A 25,573-nucleotide genomic window follows, 5' to 3' on the forward strand; every position below is an offset into this window, starting at 1 on the left:
ACATGATGACAATCTCCAAGGATGGAAAACACACGGAAAGTTCCGATCCGCACTGGATCGAATGGGTCACGGGCGCCATCTGCACCCTGCTCGTCGCCGCCATGCTCGGCTGGATCCTCTACGACATCTATCGCTACGAACCGGACGACGCCCGCTTCGAGATCGCCGTGACAGACGTTAACGGTGAGCCGGGGCAATATCGGGTGAAATTCGATATCCGCAATCTCTCCATGACGACGGCGGCGCAGGTGCAGGTGCGCGGAGATCTGCAGCAGGACGGCGGCACGCAGGAAAGCGCGGACGTGACATTCGATTACGTTGCCTCGGAATCGCGCGACAGCGGAACGCTTTTCTTCCGCAACGATCCCGCAGGCGGGAGGCTTATCATCAACGTCGCCGGCTATACCGAACCGTGACAGTTTTCAGGACCATTTCATGACCGCATCAGACCTGACGAAGGAACGCGACCTCAGGGAGTCAACCCCGCTCTGGGCCGATACGCCGCGGATCAGTGTCAGAAGCGGCAAGACGCCGAAAGACAACCACTACGACACAATCGTTGTCGGGACCGGCATCAGCGGCGCGCTGGTAGCCCACTCGCTGCATCGCCCGGGACGATCCATGCTGATCGTTGACCGACGCGAACCCGTCAAAGGAAGCAGCATGGCGAGCACCGCAATGATACAGCACGAGATCGACACGCCGCTGACGAAACTCCGGACGATGATCGGCAGGAAGGCCGCAGACAGGGCTTGGCAGCGCTCGGCGCGCGCGGTTCTTCGTCTGGAGGAAATCGTCACCTCGCTCAATATTTCCTGCGGCATGAGGCGAAAACAGGCACTGTACCTCGCCGGTGACGATATGGGTTCGCGCGCTCTGAAGGCAGAGGCGGATGCCCGCGCAGAAGCCGGCATCGAGGCTGAGTTTCTCGGTGCCGCGCAACTGAGAGAGCATTATGGCTTGGAGCGGACCGCCGCCATCGTCAGCGACATATCGGCCTCCGCCAATCCCGCCCAGTTGACAGCGGGTCTGCTGCGCCATACCGCGAGCGCTGGAGCGGAAATCGTCGCTTCTCTGGAAATCACCGATCTCAGAAACGTTGGCGACGAAGTAATCGTCGCCACTGCCAACGGGAAAATCCTCTCCGCCGGCAACATCGTATTTTGCACCGGGTATGAGTTCTTGAAAGCGCTTGAAAGCCCGACACACCGGATCATTTCCACCTGGGCGCTGGCCAGCAGGAAAGGGCTGGATCTGCCGGACTGGCTGCAAAGCCACATCGTATGGGAGGCGGCAGACCCCTATCTCTATCTGCGAACCGACCGTGAGGGACGAGTGATTGCCGGCGGCGAGGACGAGGAAAATCCTGTCTCCTATCAGTCGAAGAGCAAGCTGGCAGGCAAGACGCGAACGATCCGCCGCAAGATTGAAAAACTGCTGGGCGTGGATATCGGCGAACCCGATTATCGCTGGGCGGGAGCCTTTGGTACGACCACCACGGGCCTGCCGCTGATCGGCCTCGTTCCGGGCATGAAGAATGTCTATGCGGTGATGGGGTTCGGCGGCAACGGCATCACTTTCAGCCAGATCGCCGCCGAAATCGTGGCCGCCACCATCAATGGCGGTACCGACCCCGACGCCGATCTTTTTCACTTCCGCTGATGCCGGTCATTCATCCTTGATACCGGTTACCACCTGGATACGGCGAAGCGTCCATAATACGACGATGCCCATTGCTGCGGCGAGCAGAGCGAGCGGCCACATGCCAAGACCGGCCGAGAGGCCGATCGCCGCCGAAAGCCACATGCTTGCGCCCGTCGTCAGCCCCTTGACGTCGCCCTTGGTGTAAACGACCACACCTGCGGCGAGAAAGGCGATACCGGCGGTTACGGCTTCCACCAGTCGGATGGGATCGAGCCGCGCTGCCTCATGCCCTTCCGCCATCGTTTCCATCATATGGATGGTGATGACGCAGAAAGTGACGGCGGCAAGGCCGATGAGCATATTGGTGCGCAGACCAGCGGTGTTTTTGTGAAATTCGCGCTCCAGACCGATCAGGCCGCACAGGATGACCGCGCCGAACACGCGCACCAGCAGCACCTCGAACGGAATGGAAATATTCATGGAAAATTCTTCTGCAAGGCTTTGGGGCACTGTCGCGTCTCCTCCCGGAAATTTCTCCACACTAAGTTCGAAAAGGCGCGATGGTTCCGCACAGCAATATAAACGTTGCGTACAACCGAACCGGAACCATAGGAGCAGCTGAAAGTTTGTTTCCCGTGCGCATGAGCGCACATCGTGCATTTCCACTTCATGGGAGAAGGACCAATGGCCGAGAAGAAACTCGACGACCTGTTTTACGACACGCTGAAGGACATCTACTACGCCGAAAGGCAGATCCTGAAAGCCCTGCCGAAAATGGCGCGGGCGGCGACCGACCCGAAGCTGAAGCAGGCTTTCGAAAAGCACAAGGAAGAAACGCAGGGCCACGTAGAGCGCCTGCAGGAAGTATTCGAGATCATTGGCAAGCGCGCCCAGGGCAAGACCTGCGAAGCCATCCAGGGCATCATCGCCGAGGGCGAGGAAATCATGGAGGATTTCAAGGGCACCGCCGCCCTCGACGCCGGTCTCGTCTCATCCGCCCAGGCGGTCGAACACTATGAAATCGCCCGCTACGGCACGCTGAAGGCCTGGGCGGAAAAGCTCGGCCATACCAAGGCGGTGTCGCTGCTCGATGCCACTCTTAAGGAAGAGTCGAAGACAGACGACGCGCTGACCGCGCTTGCCAAGACTTCGGTGAACGCCGCGGCCGAGAAGAAGGCCGCCTGACGCCATCCGCATCGGCTCAAAGAAAAACCGGAATGGTCAGCCATTCCGGTTTTTTATTGTCGTCGTAGCCTGAAGGTTACGGCAGGGTGTAGGCGATGACGTAGTCGCCCGGTTTGGTCCCGACGGAACCGTGACCGCCCGCAACCATCACCACATATTGCTTGCCGTCTTCCAGTGCATAGGTCATCGGCGTTGCCTGACCGCCGGCGGGCAGGCGCGCTTCCCAGAGCTGCTTGCCGGTGGTGAGGTCATAAGCCCGCAGATAATTATCCACTGCGGCACCCAGGAAGGCTACGCCGCCCTTGGTGATCATCGGTCCGCCAATTCCCGGCACGCCCACCTTGAAGGGGAGCGGCAGCGGGGTCATGTCATAGACCGTACCGTTCTTGTGCTTGTAGGCCACATCCCCGGTGCGCAGGTCCGCGCCGGCGACATAACCCCACGGCGGCGCCTGGCAGGGAATCTGCAGCGGGCCGAGGAACGGTCCCATGAAAACGCCATAGGGCGCACCGTCATTACGGTTCAGACCCTGCTCGCTGCCCTTTTCGTCCTGACCCTTCGGCGGAATCTGATCGCGCGGGACGAGCTGGGAGGTGAAGGCGAGATAGGTCGGCATACCGAACATGACCTGCCTTTCAGGATCCACAGCCACACTGCCCCAGTTGAAAGTGCCGAAATTGCCGGGATAGATGATCGAGCCGGTCAGTGACGGCGGGGTGTAGCGGCCCTTGTAGTTCAGCTGATGGAAGCGGATGCGGCAGGCGAGCTGGTCGAACATGGAGACGCCCCACATGTCCTTTTCCTGCAATGGCTCCGGCTTGAACGAGAGGGCCGTTGTCGGCTGCGTCGGCGAGGTAAAGTCCTCGGGGATCGCACCGCCCGGGGCTGGCTCCTCCGTGATCGGCAGAAGCGGCTCGCCGGTGCGCCGGTCGAGAACGTAGATATCCCCCTGCTTCGTTGGCCCGACGAGCGCAGGAACGGTCTGACCATCCTTGGTTATGTCGAGCAACACCGGCTGGGCCGGCACATCCATGTCCCAGAGATCGTGATGAACCGTCTGGCGCACCCAGCGATCCTTGCCCGTATTGATATCGAGCGCGACGATGGAGGAAGAATATTTCTCCACATTCTCGCTGCGGCCCATGCCGAGCTGGTCCGGGACCTGATTACCGAGCGGGACATAAACGAGCCCGAGGCCTTCGTCATAACTGAAGACGGACCAGCTGTTCGGCGAGTTGGTCGTGTAGGTCTCACCGGCCGCAATCGGCTCGGTCTTTTGCGGGTTCCCGGAATCCCAGTTCCAGATGAGCGCACCGCTGTTCACATCGAAAGCGCGGATCACGCCGGACTGTTCCTGCGTGGAGTAATTGTCATTCACCGCGCCGCCGATGATGATCTTGCCCGCAGCAATCACGGGCGGCGATGTCGAATAATAATAGCCGGCGGGATTATATTTCATGCCCTGCTCGAGATGCAGCACACCCTGATCGGCAAAGGAGGTGCAAACCTGGCCGGTGGCGGCATCGAGCGCGATCAACCGTGCATCCGACGTGGGCAGATAGACCCGCTCGGCGCAGGCCGTTCCCGGCGCGGCACCCGGTTCGGCATAATAGGACACGCCGCGGCACGTCTGGTGCTGGCGATCCGGATTGAGGCCGACATTCGGATCGTATTTCCATTTTTCCTTGCCTGTCGCGGCATCGATGGCGATGGCCCAATTATGCGGCGTGCAGATGAAAAGCGTATTGCCGATCTTGAGCGGCGTCACCTGATAGGTGGTTTCGCCCACATCGTCCGGCAGCTTCACGTCGCCGGTCTGGTAACGCCACGCTTCCTTCAATTGCGAAACATTGTCGACATTGACCTGGGTCAGTGGGGAATAACGCTGCCCATAGGGCGTGCGGCCATATTGATGCCAGTCACCGTCAGGCACATTGCCGCCATAGGCGGGCGTCGCGGATGCCGTTTCCTGCGGCAAGGACCCTGGCTGATCATGCGGGTCCTGTGCCATCGAATATCCGGCAACCGCGATGGAAGCGAGAACGGAAAGCGCCAGCGGCCAGGCATTCGGCCCATAGCTCAGCCCCGTCGGGCTTGCAAAACCGAGTGGCTTCCTCACCCAGGGCACCAGGAGCCAGAGGCCTATCACAATGATAAAACCGCCGCGCGGGCCAAGCTGCCACCAGTCAAAACCGACTTCCCAGACGGCCCACGCAAGTGTTGCGACAATGAAGACGGCATAGACGTGAAGTGCTGCGCGATTGCGCTTGAAGAGCAGAACGGCCGTCAACAGAAAGGCCAGTCCGGAAAGCACATAATAAAAACTGCCCCCAAGCATCACAAGCTGGGAGCCGAAACCGAACAGCGCAAGGCCGATGAGCGTGAGAAAAACTGCAGTGACGGTGACTGCCATGAATGAAACCCCCGATTCCTGTCACTTTGTGTGAAATGAAATCGGGAGCAATATGGTTCCATTCAAACGCCACGAAAATTCATGGCATCTGCGTCACGGGTTCTGCGGCGCCCCCGTGGAGTCCTGCGGGGAAGGGTTTCGCTCCGTTGAAGCCGGCGGCGAAGCACGGCCGTTTGCGGGATTGTTGTCGAAGCTCTCCGATCCCGACGGCTGCTGCGGGACGGGGGCGTTCTCCGTCTGCGGATTTTGCGGCAGGTTCTCGTCCGGTTCGAAAACCGCGTATTCCACGACAGCCCAGACCACCAGCGCTAACAACACGCTGACGATCAGAATGACAAGAACCGGACGTCCTGTCGATCCTTGCCGTGCCCGTGTGGCCGTCTCCTTTTTCGGAGCATCCCGACCGTCGAGATAGCTGGTATTTTCTCTGGCCATGTCTTTCACTCCCTAAACTCTGTCAATCTAATCCACAGGGAGAGGTTTTGTTCCCGCGAGGGGCCGGCGCATTCGACATGGCGCAATCTGGCCCTTACCGGAAGAGGGCGTCCGGGCCTCTCGGTTATTTCGCGGTCCAGCCGCCATCGATGGAAATGGTGGTGCCGGTGATGGAACGGGCCATATCGCCAGCGAGATAAAGTGCCATTTCGGCGATTTCCTCCGGCTGGATGAAGCGTCTTGTCGGCTGCGGCGCAAGCATCACCTTTTTCACCACATCTTCCTCACTCATGCCGTGTACCCTCGCCTGATCCGCGACCTGCGCGGCCACAAGCGGGGTCCAGACATAGCCGGGGCAGATGGCGTTACAGGTGATGCCGAGTTCGGCAACCTCCAGCGCAACGCTTTTCGTCAGTCCCACCACCGCATGTTTGGTTGCCACATAGGGCGCCTTGAAGGGAGACGCGCGCAAACCATGCGCGGAAGCGATGTTGACGATGCGGCCCCAGCCTCTTTCCTTCATGCCCGGCAAAGCAGCGCGGATGGTGTGAAAGGCGCTGTCGAGAGAAATGGCAACGATGCGGGAAAAATCCGCGAAGTCGAACTCATCGATCGGCGCGACCTTCTGAATGCCGGCATTGTTGACGAGGACATCGACATGGCCGAATTCCGCAATGACCTTTTCAGGCAGATGCGCGCTTTCTTCATAGTTCGCGAGGTTGGCGGAGAAATAGGCCGGCCTTTGCCGCGCCACTTTCTCTACAGCCTCCAGCGCCTGCGTCGCCTCCTCCACCGTTTCTATGCCATGCACAGCGACCAGATAGCCCGCCTCGGCGAAACGCCTGGCGATGGCAAGTCCGATGCCGCTGGTGGAACCGGTGACAAGCACGGTTTTCGGTTGATCCTCCATGGGCCTAGTCCTTCAGCTGCGGCAGGTTGCGGAAAAGTTCGAGCGCTTCGGGATTGGCGAGCGCATCGGCATTCTTCACCGGCCGACCATGGATGGTGTCGCGCACCGCGATTTCGGAAATCTTGCCGGAGCGTGTGCGTGGGATAGCGCTGACAGCAATGATCCTTGCCGGCACATGCCGCGGCGTCGCCCCCGAACGGATGCGGCTGCGGATGGTCTTTTCCAGCTCTTCCGTCAAGGCAGCACCACCCTTCATGCGCAGGAAGAGGATGACCCGCTGGTCCCCGTCGATATCCTGCCCAACGGCAATGGCCTCCTCTACTTCGGGCACGGTTTCCACCTGCCGGTAGATTTCCGCAGTCCCGATGCGCACCCCACCTGGATTAAGCGTCGTGTCCGAGCGTCCATGGATCACATAACCGCCGGAGGGCCGCAGTTCGGCGAAATCGCCATGCGCCCAGATGCCGGGGAAACGATCGAAGTAGGCGGCCTGATAGCGCGAACCATCCTCATCGCCCCAGAATTTCACCGGCATGGACAGATGCGCATTCCGGCAGACGAGTTCACCGGGGACGCCGCGAACGGAACGGCCCTCATCGTCAAGCGTATCGATATCCATGCCGAGCATCGCGCCCTGCAATTCACCGCGATGAACCGGCTGTAGGGGATTGCCGCCGAGGAAACAGGCGCAGATGTCGGTGCCGCCGGAAATGGAGGCGAGATGCACATCCGCCTTCCAGTCGCGATAGATATAATCGAAGGATTGCGGGATGAGCGGTGAACCAGTGGAGAGAATTGTTCGCAGCGATGAAAGATCATGGCTTTCCCGCGGTTTCAGTCCCGCCTTCAGGCATGCATCGATAAATTTCGCAGACGTGCCGAACGTGGCGATCCCTTCGGCGTTGATGAGATCGATCAGCCGGCCGGGCGTCGGATAGCCGGGATTGCCATCATAGGTGACGAGGGTGGTACCGAGCGCGAGACCGGAGACCTGCCAGTTCCACATCATCCAGCCGCAGGTGGTGAAATAGAAAAAGCGCTCACCCTCCTTGATATCGCATTGCAGTTTCAGCTCCTTCATGTGCTGAAGAAGCAGGCCGCCGCCGGAATGGGTGATGCATTTCGGCTTGCCTGTCGTGCCGGAGGAATAAAGGATCACCAGCGGCGCCTTGACGGGCAGACGGTTGAAGACAATCTCGCCCGCCGCATAAGGCGCAACGAACGCCGCAAGCGTGACGCAGCCGAGATCAGTAAGGCTTTCGGGAACGGTTTCACCGATCAGAACGATCTTTTCAGGGGCCGCACTTTCCGCCACGGCGCGGATGGTCGGGCCGACGTCGATCCGTTTACCGGCATAACCATATTCCGGCACGGCGATGATGATTTTCGGGCCGATCTGAGACAGGCGGTCAGAGGCGCCTGCCGGGCCGAAATCCGGAGAGCAGGACGACCAGATGGCACCGATGGCGCTCACGGCCAGATATCCCACGATCGCCTCTATATCATGGGTGACGATCGCCCCGACGCGATCACCTTCCTGCACCCCGGCATGCACGAGCGCCTGCACCATGCGGGACACTGCGTTGTAAAGCCCCTTGCGGCTTATCTCGCGCCTTGTACCATCGTCACGATGAGCGATGATGGCCAACCGCTCATCGGCATCGCGCAGAAGGTTTTCGGCGTAATTCAACCTCGCGCCCGGATAGAACTCAGCCTCCCGGATCGTCGCGCCCGGCTTGAACGCAACGTCGCCGCGCGTGCCGATAATGCCGAGCTCGTCCCACAGCGCATCGTAAAACTCTTCCGGCGCGTCGATGGACCAGCGCAGCAGGCCGGCATAATCATCGGCGGCCTGCCCGTGTATCTTTGCGGTTCTTGTCGCGAAGGCGAAAAGCGCCGAGCGCTTCACCCTCTCTTCCGGCGGCACCCACAGAATGTCAGATGGCGCGGCGGCTGTCATGCTCTGCTCCCGCGCAGCATCTCAACGATGGCGGAAAAATCACGCCCGCCCTGCCCGTCGTCGACGAAGCTCTCATAAAGCGCTGCCGCAGCAGCACCGAGCGGCGTGGAGGCGTCAGCACCATTGGCCGCCTCCTGAGAAAGCTTCAGGTCCTTGAGCATCAAGGCTGCGGCGAATCCGGGCTGGTAATCCTTGTTGGCGGGTGATGTCGGCACCGGACCCGGCACCGGGCAATAGGTGGTGAGCGACCAGCATTGCCCGGAAGAGGTGGAGGCGACATCGAACAGCGCCTGGTGCGAAAGCCCGAGTTTTTCGCCGAGCACAAAAGCCTCGGAAACCGCGATCATGGAAATGCCGAGGATCATGTTGTTGCAGATCTTGGCCGCCTGCCCGTTGCCGCCCTTGCCGCAATGCACGATCTTTTTGCCCATGGCTTCCAGCAGCGGCTTCGCCGCCGAAAAAGCCTCCGCCTCACCACCGCACATGAAGGTCAGGGTGCCGGCGGCCGCACCGCCCGTGCCGCCGGAAACGGGGGCGTCGACCGAAGGGCAGCCGGCGGAAGCGGCCAGTTCATGCGCCTTCAATGCGCTTGCCATATCCACGGTCGAGCAGTCGATAAGGAGCGTTCCGGCAGAGATTTTACCAATCAGATCGCCATAGGCCGAAACGACATGTTCGCCCTTGGGCAGCATGGTGATGACCACATCAGCCGCGTTGACTGCTTCGGCAGAATTCGCGGCAACCGGAATGCCCGCCTCCTTTGCCGCTGCACGGCAGGCTTCGGCAAGATCGTATCCCCTGACGGCATATCCCGCCTTGACGAGATTGGCGGCCATCGGCAGGCCCATATGTCCCAGCCCCAGAAAAGCGATGGTCTTCATCGGTAGGTTCCTTTCAGCGATTATCCGCAAGGATCATGTCGGCGGCCTTTTCGGCAATCATGATCGTCGGCGAATTGGTATTTCCGGATGTAATGCGCGGCATCACCGAGGCATCGGCGACGCGCAGCCCGGCGAGGCGGCGGAACTTCAGGCGCGCATCAACGACACTTTCCATATCCGACCCCATGCGCAGCGTGCCGACAGGGTGGAAGATGGTGGTGCCGATATCACCTGCCGCCTTGGCAAGATCATTGTCGTTTTCGAAGGAGGGGCCGGGCCGGTATTCCTCCGGCCTGAAGCGGGAAAAGGCCGGCTGGGCGACGATGCGGCGCGTCAGCCGCATGGCATCTATGGCCACCTTCCGGTCGCCTTCGGTGGAAAGATAGTTCGGGCGGATTTCCGGTTGCATGGCGAAATCCGGTCCTTTCACATGCACTGAGCCACGGCTTTCCGGCCGCAGATTGCAGACGCTTGCCGTTATGGCGGGAAAAGTGTGAACCGGATCCCCGAACTTGTCGAGCGAAACCGGCTGCACATGATATTCCAGATCAGCGGTTTCCTTTTCCGGCGAAGAGCGGGTGAAGACACCGAGCTGGCTCGGCGCCATGGACATCGGCCCGGAGCGCGTCAGCGCATATTCCAGGCCGATCCGCGCCTTGCCGAAGAGCGTCGAGGCCCGCTCATTGAGCGTCAGAACACCGGAGACCTTGTAGACCATGCGCAGTTGCAGATGGTCCTGCAGGTTCTCGCCCACACCCTGAACCTCCGCCACCGTATCGATACCCGCAGCCTGCAACACATCCCCACGGCCGACCCCGGAAAGCTCCAGAACATGCGGCGAGCCGATTGCGCCGGCGGACAGCACGGTTTCGCGCCGCGCCCGCATTTTTTTCAGGACGCCGTCATGATGGAATTCGACACCCGTCACCCGGTCTTCTTCGATGATGAGCCTTTTGACATGGGCCTTGGTCAAAACGGTGAGGTTCTTGCGGCCAAGCACCGGTTTCAGGAATGCTTTCGCCGTGTTCCAGCGCCAGCCCGCCCGCTGGTTGACATCGAAATAACCGGCCCCTTCATTGTCTCCGCGGTTGAAATCGTCAGTCGCGGGAATACCCGCTTCTCCTGCCGCCTTCTGGAAGGCATCAAGCACATCCCAGCGCACGCGGGCCTTTTCCACACGCCACTCGCCCCCGCTGGAATGCAGGTCACTCTTGCCGCGATAAAAATCTTCAGACTTCAGGAAATAGGGCAGGATGTCGTTCCAGCCCCAGCCTTCGCAGCCAAGCTGCCGCCAGACGTCATAGTCCCGCGCCTGCCCGCGCATATAGATCATGCCGTTGATGGAGGAGCAGCCGCCCAGCACCTTGCCGCGCGGATAGATCAGCGCGCGTCCATTCAGGCCAGGCTCTTCCGCCGTCTTGAAACACCAGTCCGTGCGTGGATTGTTGATGCAATAGAGATAACCGACCGGAATATGGATCCAGTGGTAGTTATCGTTGCCGCCCGCTTCCAGAAGCAGCACGCGGTTGTTCGGGTCTTTCGAAAGGCGGTTGGCGAGAACGCATCCGGCGCTCCCCGCTCCGATGACGATATAGTCATATTCGCCCATTCTCTTCTCCACACGCCATCCTTGCCGCGTCGTCTCGAACGCGGGGAGGCTTTTCAGGTGTTTTCAAAATTGGCTAGCTGCGGTGCTGAAAGCCGAGTTTCCGCCCCAGCCGGGAAGCATAAAATTCACCGATCAGACCGCGACGGAACACCAGAACGCAGGCCATGAAGACGAGGCCGGTGATGATGGTGACCGGGAAGTCCGAGGTCGCGAGATAGTTCTGCAGGGTCACGACAAGGCCCGCGCCGAAAATCGGGCCGATCATGGTGCCGATGCCGCCGAGCAGCGTCATCAGGATCACCTCACCGGACATCTGCCATGTGACGTCGGTCAGCGTCGCGAACTGGAATACCAGCGCCTTCAGCCCGCCAGCAAGCCCGGCGAGCGCCGCCGACATGACGAAGGCGCCGAGCTTGTAGCGCTGCACGCTATAGCCGAGTGAAATGGCGCGTTGCTCGTTTTCACGGATCGACTTCAGGATCATGCCGAACGGCGAATTGACGAAACGCCAGATGACCAGCAGCGCCAACACGAAGGCGGCAAGCACCGTGTAATAGATATTGAGCGGACCATTGAGATCGAGAATACCGAAGAGATGGCCGCGCGGCACGCCCTGCAGGCCGTCCTCTCCACGAGTGAACGGTGCTTGCAGGCAGAAGAAATAGAACATCTGCGACAAGGCGAGCGTGATCATGGCGAAATAGATGCCCTGTCGGCGAATGGCGAAAAAGCCGATGACAAGGCCGAGGAGAGCGGCACCGGCCATGCCGATGACCAGACCAATTTCCGGTGTGACACCCCATTCCTTCACGGAATAGGCGGTGAAATAGGCGGCGCCGCCAAAGAACGCCGCATGGCCGAAGGAAAGCAGCCCGGTATAACCGATCAGCAGATTGAAGGCGCAGGCAAAGAGCGCAAAGCAGAGAAGCTTCATCAGGAAGATCGGATAAACGAACATCGGCGCGGCGATGAGAATGGCAAGCCCGGCCAGAATGAGCACCGTCTTGATGGTTGCTGCCGTCGTCGATACTTCCGTCCGCGGCATTGCGCCGGCTGTCGGGCTATGGGTGGCTTTGGACATATCAGGCGTCCTTTCCGAAAAGTCCGGCGGGGCGGATGAGCAGCACAAAGGCCATGATGACGAAGATGACGATATTGGAGGCCTCAGGGTAGAACACCTTGGTGAGGCCCTCGGCGATACCGAGCATGTAGCCGGTGACGATGGCGCCCATGATCGAGCCCATGCCGCCAACGACCACCACCGCAAAGACGACGATGATGAGGTTTGTGCCCATCAGCGGCGAGACCTGATAGATGGGGGCGGCGAGAACGCCGGTGAAACCCGCAAGGCCGGCGCCGAGCGCGTAGGTGAGCGTCAACAGAACAGGCACATTGATGCCGAAAGCCTGCACAAGGGTCGGGTTTTCCGTCGCGGCGCGCAGATAGGAGCCGAGACGCGTCTTTTCGATCAAGGCCCAGGTGGCGATGCACACGATCAGCGAGATCACGACGACGAAGGCGCGGTAGTTCGGCAGGAACATGAAGCCGAGATTGGTGCCGCCTGCGAGTTCGCGCGGCACCGAATAGGGTTGGCCCGCCGCGCCGTAAAGCCACCGGAACGTGCCTTCCACCACCAGCGCCAGGCCGAAGGTGAAGAGCAGACCATAGAGTGGATCGAGATCATAAAGCCGCGACAGAAGGAAACGTTCGATGATCGCCCCGAACAGCGCGACGACGAGCGGCGTGACGATGAGCGCCACCCAGAAATTGATGCCGAAATATTGCAGGCCGAGAAAGGCGACGAAAGCGCCGAGCATATATTGCGCGCCATGGGCAAAATTGATGACGCGCAGCAGCCCGAAGATGACAGCAAGCCCAAGTGACAACAGCGCATAGAATGAGCCGTTGATAAGGCCGACCAGCAATTGCCCGAGGAGCGCCTGAATTGGAACGCCGAAGATCATCGTCATGGTTAAACCCCCAGCACCTTGTTAAGCTCGCCCATGCGGGCGGAAAGCTCCCCCACCGGAAAATCGCCGACCATCTGGCCGTGGTCCATGAGGTAGAAGCGATCGGCGATACGGCTCGCAAACCGGAAATTCTGCTCCACCAGAACCACGGTCATGCCGCGGCTCTTCAGCTTCTGCAAAACCTCTCCAATGCGCTGTACGATGACGGGGGCAAGCCCTTCGGTCGGCTCATCCAGCAGCAGCACCTTGACGCCGGTGCGCAGGATGCGCGCCATGGCCAGCATCTGCTGCTCGCCACCGGAGAGCTTCGTGCCGGGGCTGGTGCGGCGTTCGTAAAGATTGGGAAACAGCTCGTAGATTTCATCGAGCGTCATGCCGCCGGACGCGACGACGGGCGGCAGCTTCAGGTTTTCCTCAACACTCAGGGTCGCGAAGATGCCGCGCTCCTCCGGTACGAAACCGAGGCCGTATTTCGCCGTACGATGCAGCGGCACCGGCATAAGATCCTTGCCGCCGAGCTTGATGACGCCCTTGCGGTTGCGGATGATGCCCATGATGGTTCGCAACGTCGTGGTCTTGCCCACGCCATTGCGGCCGAGAATGGTGATGGTTTCGCCCTCGCCGACCGTCAGATCGACGCCGTGCAGCGCCTGGCTTTCGCCATACCAGGATTTCAGGTTGGAGACTTCGAGCATCGCCGCCATATCAAGCCTCCTCCGTGCCCATATAGGCCGTGCGCACGCGCGGATCGGCAGAAACCGTGGCATAATCGCCCTCAGCCAGAATTTCTCCACGCTGCAGAACAGTAACGTGATGGCAGATATCGGCCACGACCTTCAGATTATGTTCGACCATCAGCACCGCGCGGGTCTTTGCCACCTCACGAATAAGCTCGGCCACATGCGAGACATCTTCTCCACCCATGCCCGCCATCGGCTCGTCCAGCAGCAGAACTTTGGGATCAAGCGCCAGCGTAGTCGCGATTTCGAGAACCCGCTTGCGGCCGTAAGACAGATCGGCCGCAAGCGCGTGTTTTTCCCGCGTGAGGCCCACCATGGAGATCAGCTCCTCGGCGCGGGCATTCAGCCTGTCCAGCGAAGAGAGCGGCAGCCAGAACTGCGTTGCAAGGCTGTTGGGCCGCTGCAATGCCACCCGCACGTTTTCCAGAACCGTCAGATGCGGAAACACCGCCGATATCTGGAAAGACCTGACGAGGCCGAGACGCGCCACCTTGTCCGGTGGCGTCTTTGTTATATCCGTTCCCATGAAGGTGATCGCCCCGCCTGTCGGCTGGAGAAACTTGGTCAACAGGTTGAAAACCGTTGTCTTACCGGCGCCGTTTGGGCCGATCAGCGCATGGACGCGGGCGTGATGCACGTCGAGATCGACGTTTTTCACGGCTGCGAATGCGCCGAAGGTCTTGGTGAGACCACGCGCCGAAAGAACGACGCGAGGTTCTGCCTGCCCGGCGGGGGCGGGAGCGATCGTCATGAAACTTTCCCCTTTATTGCGTCAGTCTTTTATTGCGTCACCAGCGGGCAACCGCTCTTTGCGGGGTCCATGAAGGCTTCCTTGCCGGGGATGGTGGCGAGAACCTTGTAATAATCCCAGGGCTGCTTGCTTTCGTCAGGCTTCTTCACTTCCATGAGGTACATGTCGTGGATCATCCGACCATTGGCGGCCACATGGCCATCCTTGGCGAAGACGTCGTTGACAGGCATTTCCTTCATGGCCTTGGCGACGGCGTCTGCATCGTCGGTGCCGGCCTTCTCGATCGCCTTCAGATAATGCAAGACAGCGGAATAGGTGCCGGTGTGAACCATGTTCGGCATGGCCCCGGTGCGTTCCTTGAAGCGCTCACCAAACTTGCGCGATTCATCGTCGCGATCCCAATAAAAACCTTCCGTCAGTGTCAGCCCTTGAGCTGCCTCAAGGCCGAGGCCATGGACTTCTGCAAGCGTGAAGAGAAGCGCTGCAAGGCGCTGGCCACCTGCAACGATACCGAATTCCGCAGCCTGTTTGATGGCGTTGGAGGTGTCGAGACCGGCATTGGCAAGACCGATAACCTTCGCGCCCGAAGACTGCGCCTGCAGCAGGAAGGACGAATAGTCGGTGGTTGCGAGCGGATGGCGGACGGAGCCAAGCACCTTGCCGCCGTTAGCCTTGACGAAATTGGACGTATTTTCTTCCAGCGAATAACCGAAGGCATAGTCGGCTGTCAGGAAGAACCAGCTGTCGCCGCCCTGTTTGACGAGTGCGCCACCGGTGCCGACAGCCAGCGAATAGGTGTCATAGGCCCAATGAAAACCATAAGGGCTGCACTGCTTGCCGGTCAGCTCGGTGGTGGCAGCACCGGTGTTGACGGTGATCTTCTTTTTGTCCTTCGAAAGTGCCTGCACGGCAAGGCCGACAGACGACGAGGTCAGTTCCATGATCGAATCGACCTGTTCGGTGTCGTACCATTGGCGGGCAATGTTGGAGGCGACATCCGCCTTGTTCTGGTGGTCAGCCGTTACCACTTCCACGGGCGCGCCAAGCACCTTGCCGCCAAAATCCTCAACCGCCATCTTCGCGGCTTCATAGGAGTATTTGCCGCCGAAATTGGCGTAAACGCCGGACTGGTCGTTCAGGATACCGATCTTGACCTTGCCGTCCGAAATCTCGGCGGCATAAGCGGCGGTGCCGGCGGCCAGTGCCATGGCCGTGGATAAAACGATACTCTTGCGCATGACTTCTCCTCCCAGAGATGATTGCGAGCCTCAGATTGTCTGTGCAGCGGTGAACCGAAACCCTGCACATGAATGGCCGCACCGCCCTCCTCAAAGCGGTGCATCCTGAGCGTAGACTTCTCGAATTCGGCCGTTGACACAAGAGCGTGTCATCATCAAATTGCGAACAGGAACTGTTCATTTTTGAACAGAACTCTTGATGGGAGACAATTATGGCCACCCCTTTCACCTGGGACGACCTGCAATATTTCCTGGCCGTGGCCCGCACCGGACAGCTCTCATCCGCCGCCAGAAGCCTGCGCACCAGCCACGCCACCGTCTCCCGCCATATCGACCGGCTGGAATTTTCGCTTAAAACCAAGCTCTTCGAGCGGAACCCGCGCGGTTATGAGCTGACGACGGTGGGGCGGCGACTGGTCGATACCGTCGAGCGGATAGAGGCAGAGGCTGAACGGCTGCAATCGGATATTTCCGAAAGCGGCAGCCTCCTGCGCGGCGTTGTGCGCCTGAGCGCTCCCGAAGGTTTTTCCAATTTTTTCTTCGTCGAGAGGCTGAAGGACTTCGCCGCCACCCATCCCCACATCATGGTGGAAATGGTGACGATCCAGCAGATCATGGCGCTTTCCCGAAAGGAGGCGGATGTGGCTGTCACGCTCGATCCGCCGAAGGCCGGTCCCTATATCAATGAACAGATCATCGATTACACGCTGCATATTTACGCCTCACGGTCCTATCTCGCCGGACAGCCGAAAATCACGAAGCGGGAAGACCTGCTCGACCACTTCTTCATCGGCTACGTGCAGGATCTGATCTTTTCACCCGGCCTCGATTACATGCGCGATGTGCTTCCGGGCCTGCGGCCAAATTTCCAGTCTTCGAGCATTTTTGCGCAACTGACCGCCACGCTTGGTGGCCGAGGGCTTTGCATCCTGCCGAATTTCATCGCCGCGCGCTTTCCGGATTTGCAGATGGTGCTTCCGGGTGAGGTCGAGCTGCGGCGAGGTTACTGGCTCACCAGCCATCAGGACTTTGCCAATGTGCCGCGGGTGCGCTCCTTGATGGATTTCATCCTCACCACCGCGCGCGCCCACGAAAAGCTCTTTATTCTCAAGCGCGGCATCATGGTCTGAAGTCGCGATCGTTCACATTTCGGCGACACCCTGTCTTCGTCTCGCAGGTTGGAGGATCTGCGCCGTTGCTTATATGAGGGATAACAACGATGTCGCTGCACTAGCGGACATCCTCCAAATCTGGAAGGTCATTATGAAAAAGATCGGATTCCTATCCTTCGGCCACTGGACGCCCGCCCCCCAGTCGCAGACCCGCTCGGCAGCCGATACGCTGCTGCAGTCGATAGACCTCGCCGTGGCCGCAGAAGAACTGGGGGCTGACGGCGCCTATTTCCGTGTGCACCATTTCGCCCGTCAGCTGGCCTCGCCCTTCCCGCTTCTGGCCGCCGTCGGCGCCCGCACGAAAAAGATAGAGATCGGCACCGGCGTCATCGATATGCGTTACGAAAACCCGTTCTACATGGTGGAGGACGCCGGTTCGGCCGACCTCATCGCCGGTGGACGCCTGCAGCTCGGCATCAGCCGCGGCTCGCCGGAGCAGGTCATCGATGGCTGGCGTTATTTCGGTTATCGCCCGGCCGAGGGCCAGAGCGAAGAAGACATGGCGCGTCAGCACACCGAGGTATTCCTCGAGCTTTTGAAAGGCGAAGGCTTTGCCGAGCCGAACCCGCGGCCGATGTTCCCCAACCCGCCGGGTCTTCTGCGGCTGGAGCCGCATTCCGAAGGCTTGCGCGAGCGCATCTGGTGGGGCTCGAGCTCCAATGCAACGGCAGTGTGGGCGGCAAAGCTTGGTATGAACCTGCAAAGCTCCACGCTGAAGACGGACGAAACCGGTGAGCCTTTCCACGTCCAGCAGGCGCAGCAGATCCGCACGTTCCGGGAAGCCTGGAAGGAGGCCGGACATGCGCGTGAGCCACGCGTCTCCGTCAGCCGCAGCATCTTCGCCCTCGTCAATGATCGCGACCGCGCCTATTTCGGTTACGGTAACGAAGGCGACGACAAGATCGGCTATATCGACGATAAGACGCGTGCGATCTTCGGACGCAGCTATGCCGCCGAACCGGAAAAGCTGATCGAACAGCTGAAGGCCGACGAAGCCATCGCCGAAGCTGACACGCTGCTGCTGACCGTGCCGAACCAGTTGGGCGTCGATTATAACGCCCATGTGATCGAGACCATCCTGAAGCAGATAGCGCCGGCACTTGGCTGGCGCTAAATCTGGAAAAATCGTATCATCCACACGCCCTCACCCCGGACTTGATCCGGGGTCCAGCGCGATCAAGTCTTTGATCGCGAAAGAGTCTTGTCACGGCGTAGACGCGCCGTGGCTGTATGCCGGATCTAGTCCGGCATGACGGAGGACGTGCTTTCCCTCCGTTAAAATCCGGGCTGTATACCGCTGCTCTAGTTCAGCGCCTTGCCGTAACGCGCGAAGCTCTCCGCCAGCGGCGTGGTGCTCGCACCCGGCTGCTCAGGCCGTTTGTAGACACCATCCCGCACCTGGATCGGTTCTTCGAAATGATCCTTGATCCACGGAATATATTCGAGAATGGTCGACGCCGGATGCCAGTAGCTCAGATGCACATGCACCTGGCTCATCTCGCCGGCATGCGGCACGACAGGTAGGCGATGGGCGAGTGCCAGATCGGCAACCTGGATATATTCGGTGACGCCGCCAAGCCGTGTTACATCCGGCTGGACATAAGCGACGGCGCCGGCATCGATGAAGGAACGGAACGCATCCACCGTATAAAGCTGCTCGCCGAGCGCAATCGGGATAGTGGTATTGCGCGCCAGTCGGGCATGGCTTGTCACATCGTCATACCACAGCGGCTCCTCGAACCAGTAGATGTCCAGATCCCTCGCTGCCGCACAGAAGCGCTGGCATGTGGGCAAATCCCATTTGCCGTTGCCATCGATGGCGATGCGGATGGATGAGCCGACGCGTTTGCGGGCGGCAGCAAGCCGGGCGATATCGATATTCGGGTCGTCATGCCCGACCTTGATCTTCAGCCGGGTGAAACCGTCTTCCTCCACCGCCCTTGAGCTGCCTGCAAGCAAATCGTCCAGCGAGAAGGAAAGCCAGCCGATATCGGTATTATAAGCTTCCACTGCCTCCGTGCGTGCGCCGCCGAGATAGTGCCACAGCGGCACGCCTGCCTTTTTCGCTTTCAGGTCCCAGAGAGCCACATCGATCGCAGCTAACGCCAGATGGGTGATGCCGGCCCTGCCGACCCATTGGAGCGAGGGATAACGGGCGAGCTTCATCCAAAGCCGTGAATGCTCCGACGCATCCTCGCCGACGAGCAAGGGCGCGTAACAATCGCTGATGCAGGATGTGATCAGCCTGTCCGACGCCAGATGCGCATGGGTACCGGTGAAACCGTAGCCCTCGAGGCCGTCACAGGTGGTGATCTTTGCGCCGACAACACCCCAATGGGTGATGCTGTGGGTGGAATCGGAAATGGAGTCCGATGTCAGCGGCAGGTGCAGGATGAAGGGTTCGACGGCGGTAATTTTCATGATCGGTCATTCCTCGATGCTTGAACGCTTCTGGGGAGGAAAGGCGGAAGTCCCTTTTTGAGACACGCTTTGCCGGCTGGGCGGGTGAAATCGCGTCATCTCCCGCGTCCAATGGTTGCAGGAGTCAAACCGTCAGGGGATTGCCGGACCGCCCTCCTCCGGCAGCCGGCTTCCGATGGCAGATAGAGCTAACGGAAAAACAGATTTTGTAAAATAAAAAATTTTTTATTTTTAATATTCGATCATTGCCTGCTTCACAAAGCTGGGCGATGATGTGGGCATGAACACACTCGTCAAAGTCACGCTCGCCGAACAGGCGCACCGGGAACTGCGCGCACGCATCGTCAGCGGCAAATTGCGCGGCGGCGAACGTCTGCTGCCAAATGAACTTGCCGCCGATCTCGGCATCAGCCCGACGCCGGTCAAGGAAGCCTGCCTGAAACTCGAGGCGGATGGGCTGGTGGTCAATTCGTCCCGGCGCGGAATGGTGGTGCGCGACTTCACGGTCGAGGATGTGGAGGAACTATACGCGGCCAGGATGCTGCTTGAAAAAGGTGCGGTTGAAGTGGCCTTCGATGCCGGGCAGCTGGACGAAACGCTGCACGCGGCACTGCTGGAAAGCCTTGGCAAACACCGCGCCTTCGCCAAAGGCTCGACGCTGGATGAATTGTCGAAAGCGCTTTTTTACGACCGCAGTTTCCACGCGACCTTGGTCGCAGCGGCGCGCATTCCGGTCATTTCCGGTTCGCATGAGCGCATTCTAGACCAGACCCACACGGTCTTCGTCTCGATCCTCGGTGATTACGCCCGCTCGGTCGAGGAGCACCAGAATATTGCCGATGCCATTGCCGCCGGCAGCAAGGCCCAGATCATCGATGCGCTGTGGCGGCACCTGGAGCGCAGCCGCCAGAACACGCTGCGTCAGGTCCGATTGCTCAAAGAGGCCGGCGCCTGATCAATTAAAAGACAAGTGGAGGACTGCATGCGCGAAAACCCCGGGGTCGCAATTCCATCAGCGCGAGCCGAGACCATCTCATTCCACAGGGGGATTTTGTGCTGATGATGGACCGGCTTTCCGCTAGAACCCTGCCCCGCCTGCCGCACACGGTCACGACCCCTGCCTATGAGCGCATGAAAATCACGCCCGGCATCGTGCATCTCGGCGTCGGCGCCTTTCACCGGGCGCATCAGGCGGTTTTCATCGACGACTGCCTCAATCGCGGCGAAACAGGATGGGGCATCGTCGCCGCATCGCTGCGCAGCCCGGACACCCGCGACGCCATCGAACCGCAGGATAATCTCTACACCTTCTGCCTTCGCGATGGCCAAAGCGAGCGCCTGCGCATCGTCGGCTCGATTCTTGAGACCGTCGTCGCCCCGGAAAACCCGGAACGACTGGTGGAGCGGATGGCCGACCCCCGCGTTCTCATCGTGACCCTGACCGTGACGGAAAAGGGTTACCTGACCAATCTCGCCTCCCGCAGCCTGCTGCGCGACCATCCCGATATCGTCCACGATCTCGAAAACCCGGAGCGGCCGCGCTCGATCTTCGGCTTCATCCTTGCAGCGACCCGGCGCAGACGTGCCGAAGGTTCCCTGCCGCTGACGCTGCTGTCCTGCGACAACCTGTCCGCCAACGGCCACGTGCTGCGAAAGCTGCTGCTGGAATTCGCGAGCCTTGCGGATCAGGAACTGGCCTCCTTCATCGAAGCCAATATTGCCTGCCCCTGCTCGATGGTGGACCGCATCGTTCCCGCCACCACGGATGCGGACCGGGATGCGATTTCGGCCACACTCGGCCTCAGCGATGCATGGCCGGTTGTTGCGGAACCTTATTTCCGTTTCGTCATCGAAGACCGTTTTCCCCATGGCAGGCCGGCGCTTGAGAAATCGGGCGTGGAATTCGTCGATGATGTCGAACCTTACGAGCATATGAAGCTGAGGATGCTGAACGGCTCCCACAGCGCCATCGCCGCCATCGGCCAGATTGTCAGCCTTGCGACGGTGGCCGATGCCTGGGCTGAAAAGACCGTGCGCGACTTCATCGACGTCTATTGGCGTGAGGTCGGACGGACGCTGGATCCTGCCGTCGATGGTTCTGAATTCGCAGCCGGCCTGCGGCAGCGTTTCGCCAATCCTTCATTGCAGCACAAGACCATGCAGATCGCCTCCGATGCGTCGCAGAAAGTGCCGCTGCGGATACTTTCACCACTACGAGAATTGCTGGCGGAAAAGGCTGAGTGCGGAGCGGTCATTTTTGCCGTCGCGCTGTGGATCAGGTCCTGCGCAGAGGAGGATGAAAAGGGGCACCCGATCACCATTCTCGACCCCGCCTTCAGAGAGTGGGATTCGCCGGATCAACTGGCGATGGCTCCGGATGCGGTGGTCGACCGCTTCCTCGCTTTCGAACGCACCTTTGGCAGCGACCTGCCCGCCAACGAAACCTTTGTCCTGGCCCTGAAAGCCGCCTATCGCAACATTCGCGAGCAGGGCGCCCTGGCGGCAATTGGGCGTTTCCTGAAGTCCTGAAAAAAGAACAGGCCGGAAATCCGGCCTGCTCCCAACCTCTTTCGTCAACCGTCAGGCTGTCGCCGCCTGTCTCGCCGCCTTGCGGCGCTCCACGCGGGCGCGAATGGCATCGACGTCCGTGATCGGGGTCGCGGCGAAGAGCTGACGGGTATAGGGGTGCTTCGGATCGGCGAAAAGTTCCTCGCGCGTGCCCTGCTCCACCGCCTCGCCCTTGGAGATGACCATCACGTCATCAGCAATGTAACGCACCACGGAAAGATCGTGGCTGACGAAGACATAGGTTAGTTCGAATTCCTCCTGCAGATCGCGCAGCAGGTTCAAGACCTGTGCCTGCACCGAAAGATCGAGTGCCGAGACCGGCTCGTCCAGCACCAGCAGCGCCGGGTTCAGCATCAGTGCACGCGCAATGGCGATACGCTGGCGCTGCCCCCCGGAGAACATGTGCGGATAACGGTTGAAATGCTCAGGACCAAGGCCGACCTTGACCAGCATGGCTTCAGCCCGCTCGCGGCGCTCGGAAGCAGGAATTTTCGTGTTGATGATGAGTGGTTCCATCAGCACGTCACCCACCTTCTGGCGCGGATTGAGGCTGCCATAGGGGTTCTGGAACACCATCTGCACCTTGGAGCGCATTTCCGTGCCGGGACGGCGCCTGGCGATATCGACCGGCTGGCCATCGATCTTCAATTCACCGCCGGAAGCCGGATCGATGAGGGCAATGATGCGAGCCAGCGTCGACTTGCCCGAGCCGGATTCACCGACAATGGCGAGCGTCTTGCCGCGCTCGACGGCGAAATCGATGCCCTTCAGGGCCTGCACCATCCTCGCACCGCCAAACAGGCCGCCGGGAACGTGATAGTCGCGGGTAATGCCCTTGCCTTTAACCACGATACTCATCGAACGCCCTCCTTGCCGAAGAAATCGGAGACGGTGGGCAGACGGTCGCCGGTGGCATTTTCCGGCAGGGCCGAAAGCAATGCCTTGGTGTAGGGATGCTGCGGGGCTTCGAAGAGGCTCAGCACATCCGCCTCCTCCATCTTGCGGCCCTTATATTGCACGACGACACGATCGGCGGTCTCGGCAACCACGCCCATATCGTGGGTGATGAGGATCAGCGCCATGCCATATTCTTCCTGCAGCTTCATCAGCAGGTCGAGAATCTGCTTCTGTATCGTCACGTCGAGCGCAGTCGTCGGCTCGTCGGCGATCAGGAGACGCGGCTTGGAGGCAATCGCAATGGCGATCATCACGCGTTGGCACTGGCCGCCCGACATCTGGTGCGGATAGGCCTTGAGCTTGGATTCCGGATCGGGAATACCGACAGCACGGAATAGCTCCAGCGCGCGGGCGCGTGCGGCAGCGCCGCTCATGCCGAGATTGAGGCGAAGCACTTCCTCGATCTGGAAGCCGACCGTGAAGGACGGATTAAGCGAGGCGACCGGCTCCTGGAAGATCATGGTGATCTCACGGCCGATCAGCTTGCGGCGCTCCTGCGGCGACATGGCCAGCAGATTGATGCCGTCAAAGACCATCTCATCGGCGGTAATCGTCGCCGTATCCGGCAGCAGGCCCATGACGGCGAGCATCGATACCGATTTGCCCGAACCGGATTCACCGACGATGGCCAGCACTTCGTGTTTGTCCACGGACACATCAATGCCGTCGACGGCGGTGAAGGCACCGGTGGCGGTGGCGAATTTCACCGTCAGGTTCTTGATTTTCAGCAGGCTCATATCTCAGCTCCGCTTCAGTTTGGGATCGAGCGCATCACGCAGCCCGTCACCCATCAGGTTGATGGCAAGCACCGAGATCAGGATCGTCAGGCCGGGAAGGGTAACAACCCACCAGGCGCGCAGAATGAACTCACGCGCTTCCGCCAGCATCGTGCCCCATTCGGAGGCAGGCGGCTGAGCGCCCATGCCGAGGAAGCCAAGTGCGGCCGCATCGAGAACCGCAGACGAGAACGAAAGCGTTGCCTGTACGATCAGTGGTGCAAGGCAGTTCGGCAGGATGGTCTTGAACATCAGCCGGAGATTGCCGGCACCGGCCACGCGCGCGGCCGTGACATATTCACGCCGAAGCTCGCTCATCACCGCCGCACGCGTCAGACGCGCAAAATGCGGCTGATAGACGATGGCAATGGCGATCATCGCGTTGGTGAGCCCCGGCCCAAGGATTGCGACCAGCACCAGCGCGAGCAGCAACGACGGGAACGCCAGGATGACGTCCATCACACGCATGATGACGGTATCGACCCAGCCACCGAAGAAGCCTGCGATGAGACCGATGACAATGCCGCCAATGAGCGCGATGGAAACGACAACGATGCCGATGAACAGCGAATATTGCGCGCCGTAGATCAGACGGGACAACATGTCACGCCCGACGGCGTCCGTGCCGAAGAAGAAGTCGGCACGGCCACCTTCCTGCCAGACCGGCGGCACCAGCAGCGCATCGCGATATTGCTGGGTTGGATCATGCGGCGCGATCAGCGGCGCAAAAACCGCGACCAGCACGAGGAGAATAAACACGGCAAGGCCGATGACGGCACCACGGTTCTGACGGAAATAGAACCAGAAATCGGCGATCATCCGGCGGCGGATGGCGGCGTCAGAAAGCCTGACGACCGGAGCAGTGGTCACATCGCTCATTTGTGACGGATCCTTGGATTGATGAGGCCGTAGGTCAGGTCGACGAGCAGGTTGACGATCATCACCAGACCCGCGATCAACAGCAGGCCGCTCTGCACGACCGGATAGTCGCGACGCGAGATGGAATCGATCATCCACTTGCCGATACCCGGCCAGGAAAAGATGGTTTCGGTCAGGATGGCGCCAGCCATCAGCACGCCGATCTGCAGACCGATGGTGGTGATGACGGGGATCATGGCGTTGCGCAGCGCATGAATGCCGACGACACGGGAAGGCGACATGCCCTTGGCGCGGGCCGTGCGCACATAATCCTCGCCCAGAACCTCCAGCATGGCCGAGCGCGTCTGGCGCGCAATGACGGCAAGCGGAATGGTGGCAAGCACCACCGAGGGCAGGATGAGATGCGAAAAGGCCGAGGCGAAGGCGCCCTTCTGTCCCGAAATCAGGCTGTCGATCAGCATGAAACCGGTGACGGAGGGGAAGAAATACATCAGCGAGATGCGGCCCGAAACCGGCGTCCATTGCAGGATACCGGAGAACATGATGATGAGCAGCAGCCCCCACCAGAAGATCGGCATGGAAAAACCGACCAGAGCCGTCGTCATGGAAATCTGGTCGAACCAGGAACCACGTCTGATGGCGGCGATGACACCGACCGGCACGCCGATGAGCGTTGCGATGATGATGGCGACGAGACCAAGCTCGACCGTCGCGGGAAAGAGCGACAGGAACTCGGTGAGAACCGGCTTCTTGGTGACCAGCGAATTACCGAGATCGCCCTGAAGCAGCCGTCCCAGGAAATGAAGATATTGCTGCCACACGGGCTGGGCAAAGCCGAGCTGTTCGGCAAGCTGCGCATGCCGTTCGGGCGAAATGCCACGCTCGCCCGCCATCAGCAGCACGGGATCGCCCGGCAGGACGCGCACGAAGGCGAAGGCAACGATGGTGATCCCGAGGAAGGTCGGAACGAGATAGAGAAGTTTGCCGAGAATGAACCGGATCATGGCTTTTTCCTGAAAAGACGCGCGGAAGAACAGGGTTCTTCCGCGCGTCCGGTTGTTCGG

Annotated in this window: 24 protein-coding genes; 7 read left to right on the plus strand and 17 right to left on the minus strand. The window is 60.2% G+C overall.

Annotation, left to right across the window (positions count from 1 at the left end):
- The first annotated feature begins 5 nt into the window (after positions 1-5).
- Entirely contained in the window at positions 6-416 is a 411-nt protein-coding gene (locus EGT36_RS19740) for a TIGR02588 family protein (RefSeq protein WP_004437907.1), read from the plus strand.
- A 19-nt stretch (positions 417-435) separates the two neighbouring features.
- Positions 436-1,662, plus strand: coding sequence for an NAD(P)/FAD-dependent oxidoreductase (locus tag EGT36_RS19745; protein ID WP_037090647.1), 1,227 nt, complete (start codon positions 436-438; stop codon positions 1,660-1,662).
- Positions 1,663-1,668: 6 nt separating this feature from the next.
- Here the strand turns inward: EGT36_RS19745 and EGT36_RS19750 are convergent, their stop codons facing one another.
- Positions 1,669-2,154, minus strand: a complete 486-nt coding sequence (locus tag EGT36_RS19750; protein WP_004437902.1) for an MgtC/SapB family protein — start codon at positions 2,152-2,154, stop codon at positions 1,669-1,671.
- A gap of 174 nt (positions 2,155-2,328) precedes the next feature.
- Between EGT36_RS19750 and EGT36_RS19755 the strand changes: the two genes are divergently transcribed.
- Positions 2,329-2,829 (plus strand): YciE/YciF ferroxidase family protein, encoded by a 501-nt coding sequence (locus tag EGT36_RS19755; protein WP_004437899.1) that lies wholly within the window; start codon positions 2,329-2,331, stop codon positions 2,827-2,829.
- Positions 2,830-2,905: 76 nt separating this feature from the next.
- Here EGT36_RS19755 and EGT36_RS19760 read toward each other — a convergent pair whose 3' ends face one another.
- The 11 genes from EGT36_RS19760 to EGT36_RS19810 form a co-directional block, all read right to left on the minus strand.
- On the minus strand, positions 2,906-5,242 hold the full coding sequence (locus EGT36_RS19760) for a glucose/quinate/shikimate family membrane-bound PQQ-dependent dehydrogenase (protein WP_006698058.1): 2,337 nt from the start codon (positions 5,240-5,242) through the stop codon (positions 2,906-2,908).
- A 93-nt stretch (positions 5,243-5,335) separates the two neighbouring features.
- Positions 5,336-5,677 (minus strand): hypothetical protein, encoded by a 342-nt coding sequence (locus tag EGT36_RS19765; RefSeq protein WP_022563475.1) that lies wholly within the window; start codon positions 5,675-5,677, stop codon positions 5,336-5,338.
- Positions 5,678-5,801: 124 nt separating this feature from the next.
- Positions 5,802-6,587: a 3-hydroxybutyrate dehydrogenase gene (locus tag EGT36_RS19770; protein WP_125270885.1), complete on the minus strand. Its 786-nt coding sequence runs from the start codon at positions 6,585-6,587 to the stop codon at positions 5,802-5,804.
- A 4-nt stretch (positions 6,588-6,591) separates the two neighbouring features.
- Positions 6,592-8,547, minus strand: coding sequence for an acetoacetate--CoA ligase (locus EGT36_RS19775; RefSeq protein WP_037090646.1), 1,956 nt, complete (start codon positions 8,545-8,547; stop codon positions 6,592-6,594).
- On the minus strand, positions 8,544-9,428 hold the full coding sequence (gene mmsB / locus EGT36_RS19780) for a 3-hydroxyisobutyrate dehydrogenase (protein WP_037090645.1): 885 nt from the start codon (positions 9,426-9,428) through the stop codon (positions 8,544-8,546). Before mmsB ends, EGT36_RS19775 begins: the two co-directional genes overlap by 4 nt.
- Before the next feature lie 13 nt (positions 9,429-9,441).
- Complete coding sequence (locus EGT36_RS19785; RefSeq protein WP_006698061.1) at positions 9,442-11,037, minus strand: GMC family oxidoreductase; 1,596 nt, start codon at positions 11,035-11,037, stop codon at positions 9,442-9,444.
- 73 nt (positions 11,038-11,110) lie between these two features.
- A complete protein-coding gene (locus EGT36_RS19790) occupies positions 11,111-12,118 on the minus strand; it encodes a branched-chain amino acid ABC transporter permease (RefSeq protein ID WP_037090644.1) in 1,008 nt (335 codons plus the stop codon).
- A 1-nt stretch (position 12,119) separates the two neighbouring features.
- Positions 12,120-13,007, minus strand: coding sequence for a branched-chain amino acid ABC transporter permease (locus EGT36_RS19795; RefSeq protein WP_004437878.1), 888 nt, complete (start codon positions 13,005-13,007; stop codon positions 12,120-12,122).
- Positions 13,008-13,009: 2 nt separating this feature from the next.
- Positions 13,010-13,711, minus strand: a complete 702-nt coding sequence (locus EGT36_RS19800) for an ABC transporter ATP-binding protein (RefSeq protein ID WP_004437876.1) — start codon at positions 13,709-13,711, stop codon at positions 13,010-13,012.
- A 1-nt stretch (position 13,712) separates the two neighbouring features.
- Complete coding sequence (locus EGT36_RS19805; protein WP_004437874.1) at positions 13,713-14,498, minus strand: ABC transporter ATP-binding protein; 786 nt, start codon at positions 14,496-14,498, stop codon at positions 13,713-13,715.
- A 29-nt stretch (positions 14,499-14,527) separates the two neighbouring features.
- Positions 14,528-15,736 (minus strand): ABC transporter substrate-binding protein, encoded by a 1,209-nt coding sequence (locus EGT36_RS19810; protein WP_006698064.1) that lies wholly within the window; start codon positions 15,734-15,736, stop codon positions 14,528-14,530.
- Between the two features lie 212 nt (positions 15,737-15,948).
- Between EGT36_RS19810 and EGT36_RS19815 the strand changes: the two genes are divergently transcribed.
- Both EGT36_RS19815 and EGT36_RS19820 read left to right on the plus strand, forming a co-directional pair.
- The gene (locus EGT36_RS19815; protein ID WP_004437871.1) at positions 15,949-16,866 is read left to right on the plus strand and encodes a LysR family transcriptional regulator; all 918 of its coding nucleotides are present in this window, start codon (positions 15,949-15,951) and stop codon (positions 16,864-16,866) included.
- Positions 16,867-16,999: 133 nt separating this feature from the next.
- Positions 17,000-18,022 carry an LLM class flavin-dependent oxidoreductase gene (locus tag EGT36_RS19820; protein WP_112637376.1) on the plus strand — a complete coding sequence of 341 codons (1,023 nt, stop codon included), beginning with the start codon at positions 17,000-17,002 and terminating at the stop codon, positions 18,020-18,022.
- Between the two features lie 188 nt (positions 18,023-18,210).
- Here EGT36_RS19820 and EGT36_RS19825 read toward each other — a convergent pair whose 3' ends face one another.
- Positions 18,211-19,329 (minus strand): mandelate racemase/muconate lactonizing enzyme family protein, encoded by a 1,119-nt coding sequence (locus EGT36_RS19825; protein WP_037090642.1) that lies wholly within the window; start codon positions 19,327-19,329, stop codon positions 18,211-18,213.
- A 280-nt stretch (positions 19,330-19,609) separates the two neighbouring features.
- Here EGT36_RS19825 and EGT36_RS19830 point away from each other — a divergent pair, with 280 nt between their 5' ends.
- Entirely contained in the window at positions 19,610-20,284 is a 675-nt protein-coding gene (locus EGT36_RS19830; protein WP_037090640.1) for a GntR family transcriptional regulator, read from the plus strand.
- Positions 20,285-20,388: 104 nt separating this feature from the next.
- The gene (locus EGT36_RS19835; RefSeq protein ID WP_125270886.1) at positions 20,389-21,858 is read left to right on the plus strand and encodes a mannitol dehydrogenase family protein; all 1,470 of its coding nucleotides are present in this window, start codon (positions 20,389-20,391) and stop codon (positions 21,856-21,858) included.
- 51 nt (positions 21,859-21,909) lie between these two features.
- Here the strand turns inward: EGT36_RS19835 and EGT36_RS19840 are convergent, their stop codons facing one another.
- From EGT36_RS19840 to EGT36_RS19855, 4 genes are read right to left on the minus strand one after another with little or no spacing between them, the layout of a single operon-like run.
- Positions 21,910-22,755 (minus strand): ATP-binding cassette domain-containing protein, encoded by an 846-nt coding sequence (locus EGT36_RS19840; RefSeq protein WP_037090637.1) that lies wholly within the window; start codon positions 22,753-22,755, stop codon positions 21,910-21,912.
- Positions 22,752-23,591, minus strand: coding sequence for an ABC transporter ATP-binding protein (locus EGT36_RS19845; protein ID WP_022563464.1), 840 nt, complete (start codon positions 23,589-23,591; stop codon positions 22,752-22,754). Before EGT36_RS19845 ends, EGT36_RS19840 begins: the two co-directional genes overlap by 4 nt.
- 3 nt (positions 23,592-23,594) lie before the next feature.
- Positions 23,595-24,509, minus strand: a complete 915-nt coding sequence (locus tag EGT36_RS19850) for an ABC transporter permease subunit (protein WP_037090636.1) — start codon at positions 24,507-24,509, stop codon at positions 23,595-23,597.
- Positions 24,506-25,513, minus strand: coding sequence for an ABC transporter permease subunit (locus EGT36_RS19855; RefSeq protein WP_004437854.1), 1,008 nt, complete (start codon positions 25,511-25,513; stop codon positions 24,506-24,508). Before EGT36_RS19855 ends, EGT36_RS19850 begins: the two co-directional genes overlap by 4 nt.
- Positions 25,514-25,573: the final 60 nt, after the last annotated feature.

The organism is Agrobacterium sp. FDAARGOS_525 (assembly GCF_003938925.1).
Classification (GTDB): domain Bacteria; phylum Pseudomonadota; class Alphaproteobacteria; order Rhizobiales; family Rhizobiaceae; genus Agrobacterium; species Agrobacterium pusense.

Bases quoted from the DNA above. Each gene is read 5' to 3' on its own strand.
- EGT36_RS19740 (WP_004437907.1), top strand. From the start codon at position 6: ATGACAATCTCCAAGGATGGAAAACACACGGAAAGTTCCGATCCGCAC.
- EGT36_RS19745 (WP_037090647.1), top strand. From the start codon at position 436: ATGACCGCATCAGACCTGACGAAGGAACGCGACCTCAGGGAGTCAACC.
- EGT36_RS19755 (WP_004437899.1), top strand. From the start codon at position 2,329: ATGGCCGAGAAGAAACTCGACGACCTGTTTTACGACACGCTGAAGGAC.
- EGT36_RS19760 (WP_006698058.1), bottom strand. From the start codon at position 5,242: ATGGCAGTCACCGTCACTGCAGTTTTTCTCACGCTCATCGGCCTTGCG.
- EGT36_RS19765 (WP_022563475.1), bottom strand. From the start codon at position 5,677: ATGGCCAGAGAAAATACCAGCTATCTCGACGGTCGGGATGCTCCGAAA.
- EGT36_RS19770 (WP_125270885.1), bottom strand. From the start codon at position 6,587: ATGGAGGATCAACCGAAAACCGTGCTTGTCACCGGTTCCACCAGCGGC.
- EGT36_RS19775 (WP_037090646.1), bottom strand. From the start codon at position 8,547: ATGACAGCCGCCGCGCCATCTGACATTCTGTGGGTGCCGCCGGAAGAG.
- mmsB (WP_037090645.1), bottom strand. From the start codon at position 9,428: ATGAAGACCATCGCTTTTCTGGGGCTGGGACATATGGGCCTGCCGATG.
- EGT36_RS19785 (WP_006698061.1), bottom strand. From the start codon at position 11,037: ATGGGCGAATATGACTATATCGTCATCGGAGCGGGGAGCGCCGGATGC.
- EGT36_RS19790 (WP_037090644.1), bottom strand. From the start codon at position 12,118: ATGTCCAAAGCCACCCATAGCCCGACAGCCGGCGCAATGCCGCGGACG.
- EGT36_RS19795 (WP_004437878.1), bottom strand. From the start codon at position 13,007: ATGACGATGATCTTCGGCGTTCCAATTCAGGCGCTCCTCGGGCAATTG.
- EGT36_RS19800 (WP_004437876.1), bottom strand. From the start codon at position 13,711: ATGGCGGCGATGCTCGAAGTCTCCAACCTGAAATCCTGGTATGGCGAA.
- EGT36_RS19805 (WP_004437874.1), bottom strand. From the start codon at position 14,498: ATGACGATCGCTCCCGCCCCCGCCGGGCAGGCAGAACCTCGCGTCGTT.
- EGT36_RS19810 (WP_006698064.1), bottom strand. From the start codon at position 15,736: ATGCGCAAGAGTATCGTTTTATCCACGGCCATGGCACTGGCCGCCGGC.
- EGT36_RS19815 (WP_004437871.1), top strand. From the start codon at position 15,949: ATGGCCACCCCTTTCACCTGGGACGACCTGCAATATTTCCTGGCCGTG.
- EGT36_RS19820 (WP_112637376.1), top strand. From the start codon at position 17,000: ATGAAAAAGATCGGATTCCTATCCTTCGGCCACTGGACGCCCGCCCCC.
- EGT36_RS19825 (WP_037090642.1), bottom strand. From the start codon at position 19,329: ATGAAAATTACCGCCGTCGAACCCTTCATCCTGCACCTGCCGCTGACA.
- EGT36_RS19830 (WP_037090640.1), top strand. From the start codon at position 19,610: ATGAACACACTCGTCAAAGTCACGCTCGCCGAACAGGCGCACCGGGAA.
- EGT36_RS19835 (WP_125270886.1), top strand. From the start codon at position 20,389: ATGATGGACCGGCTTTCCGCTAGAACCCTGCCCCGCCTGCCGCACACG.
- EGT36_RS19840 (WP_037090637.1), bottom strand. From the start codon at position 22,755: ATGAGTATCGTGGTTAAAGGCAAGGGCATTACCCGCGACTATCACGTT.
- EGT36_RS19845 (WP_022563464.1), bottom strand. From the start codon at position 23,591: ATGAGCCTGCTGAAAATCAAGAACCTGACGGTGAAATTCGCCACCGCC.
- EGT36_RS19850 (WP_037090636.1), bottom strand. From the start codon at position 24,509: ATGAGCGATGTGACCACTGCTCCGGTCGTCAGGCTTTCTGACGCCGCC.
- EGT36_RS19855 (WP_004437854.1), bottom strand. From the start codon at position 25,513: ATGATCCGGTTCATTCTCGGCAAACTTCTCTATCTCGTTCCGACCTTC.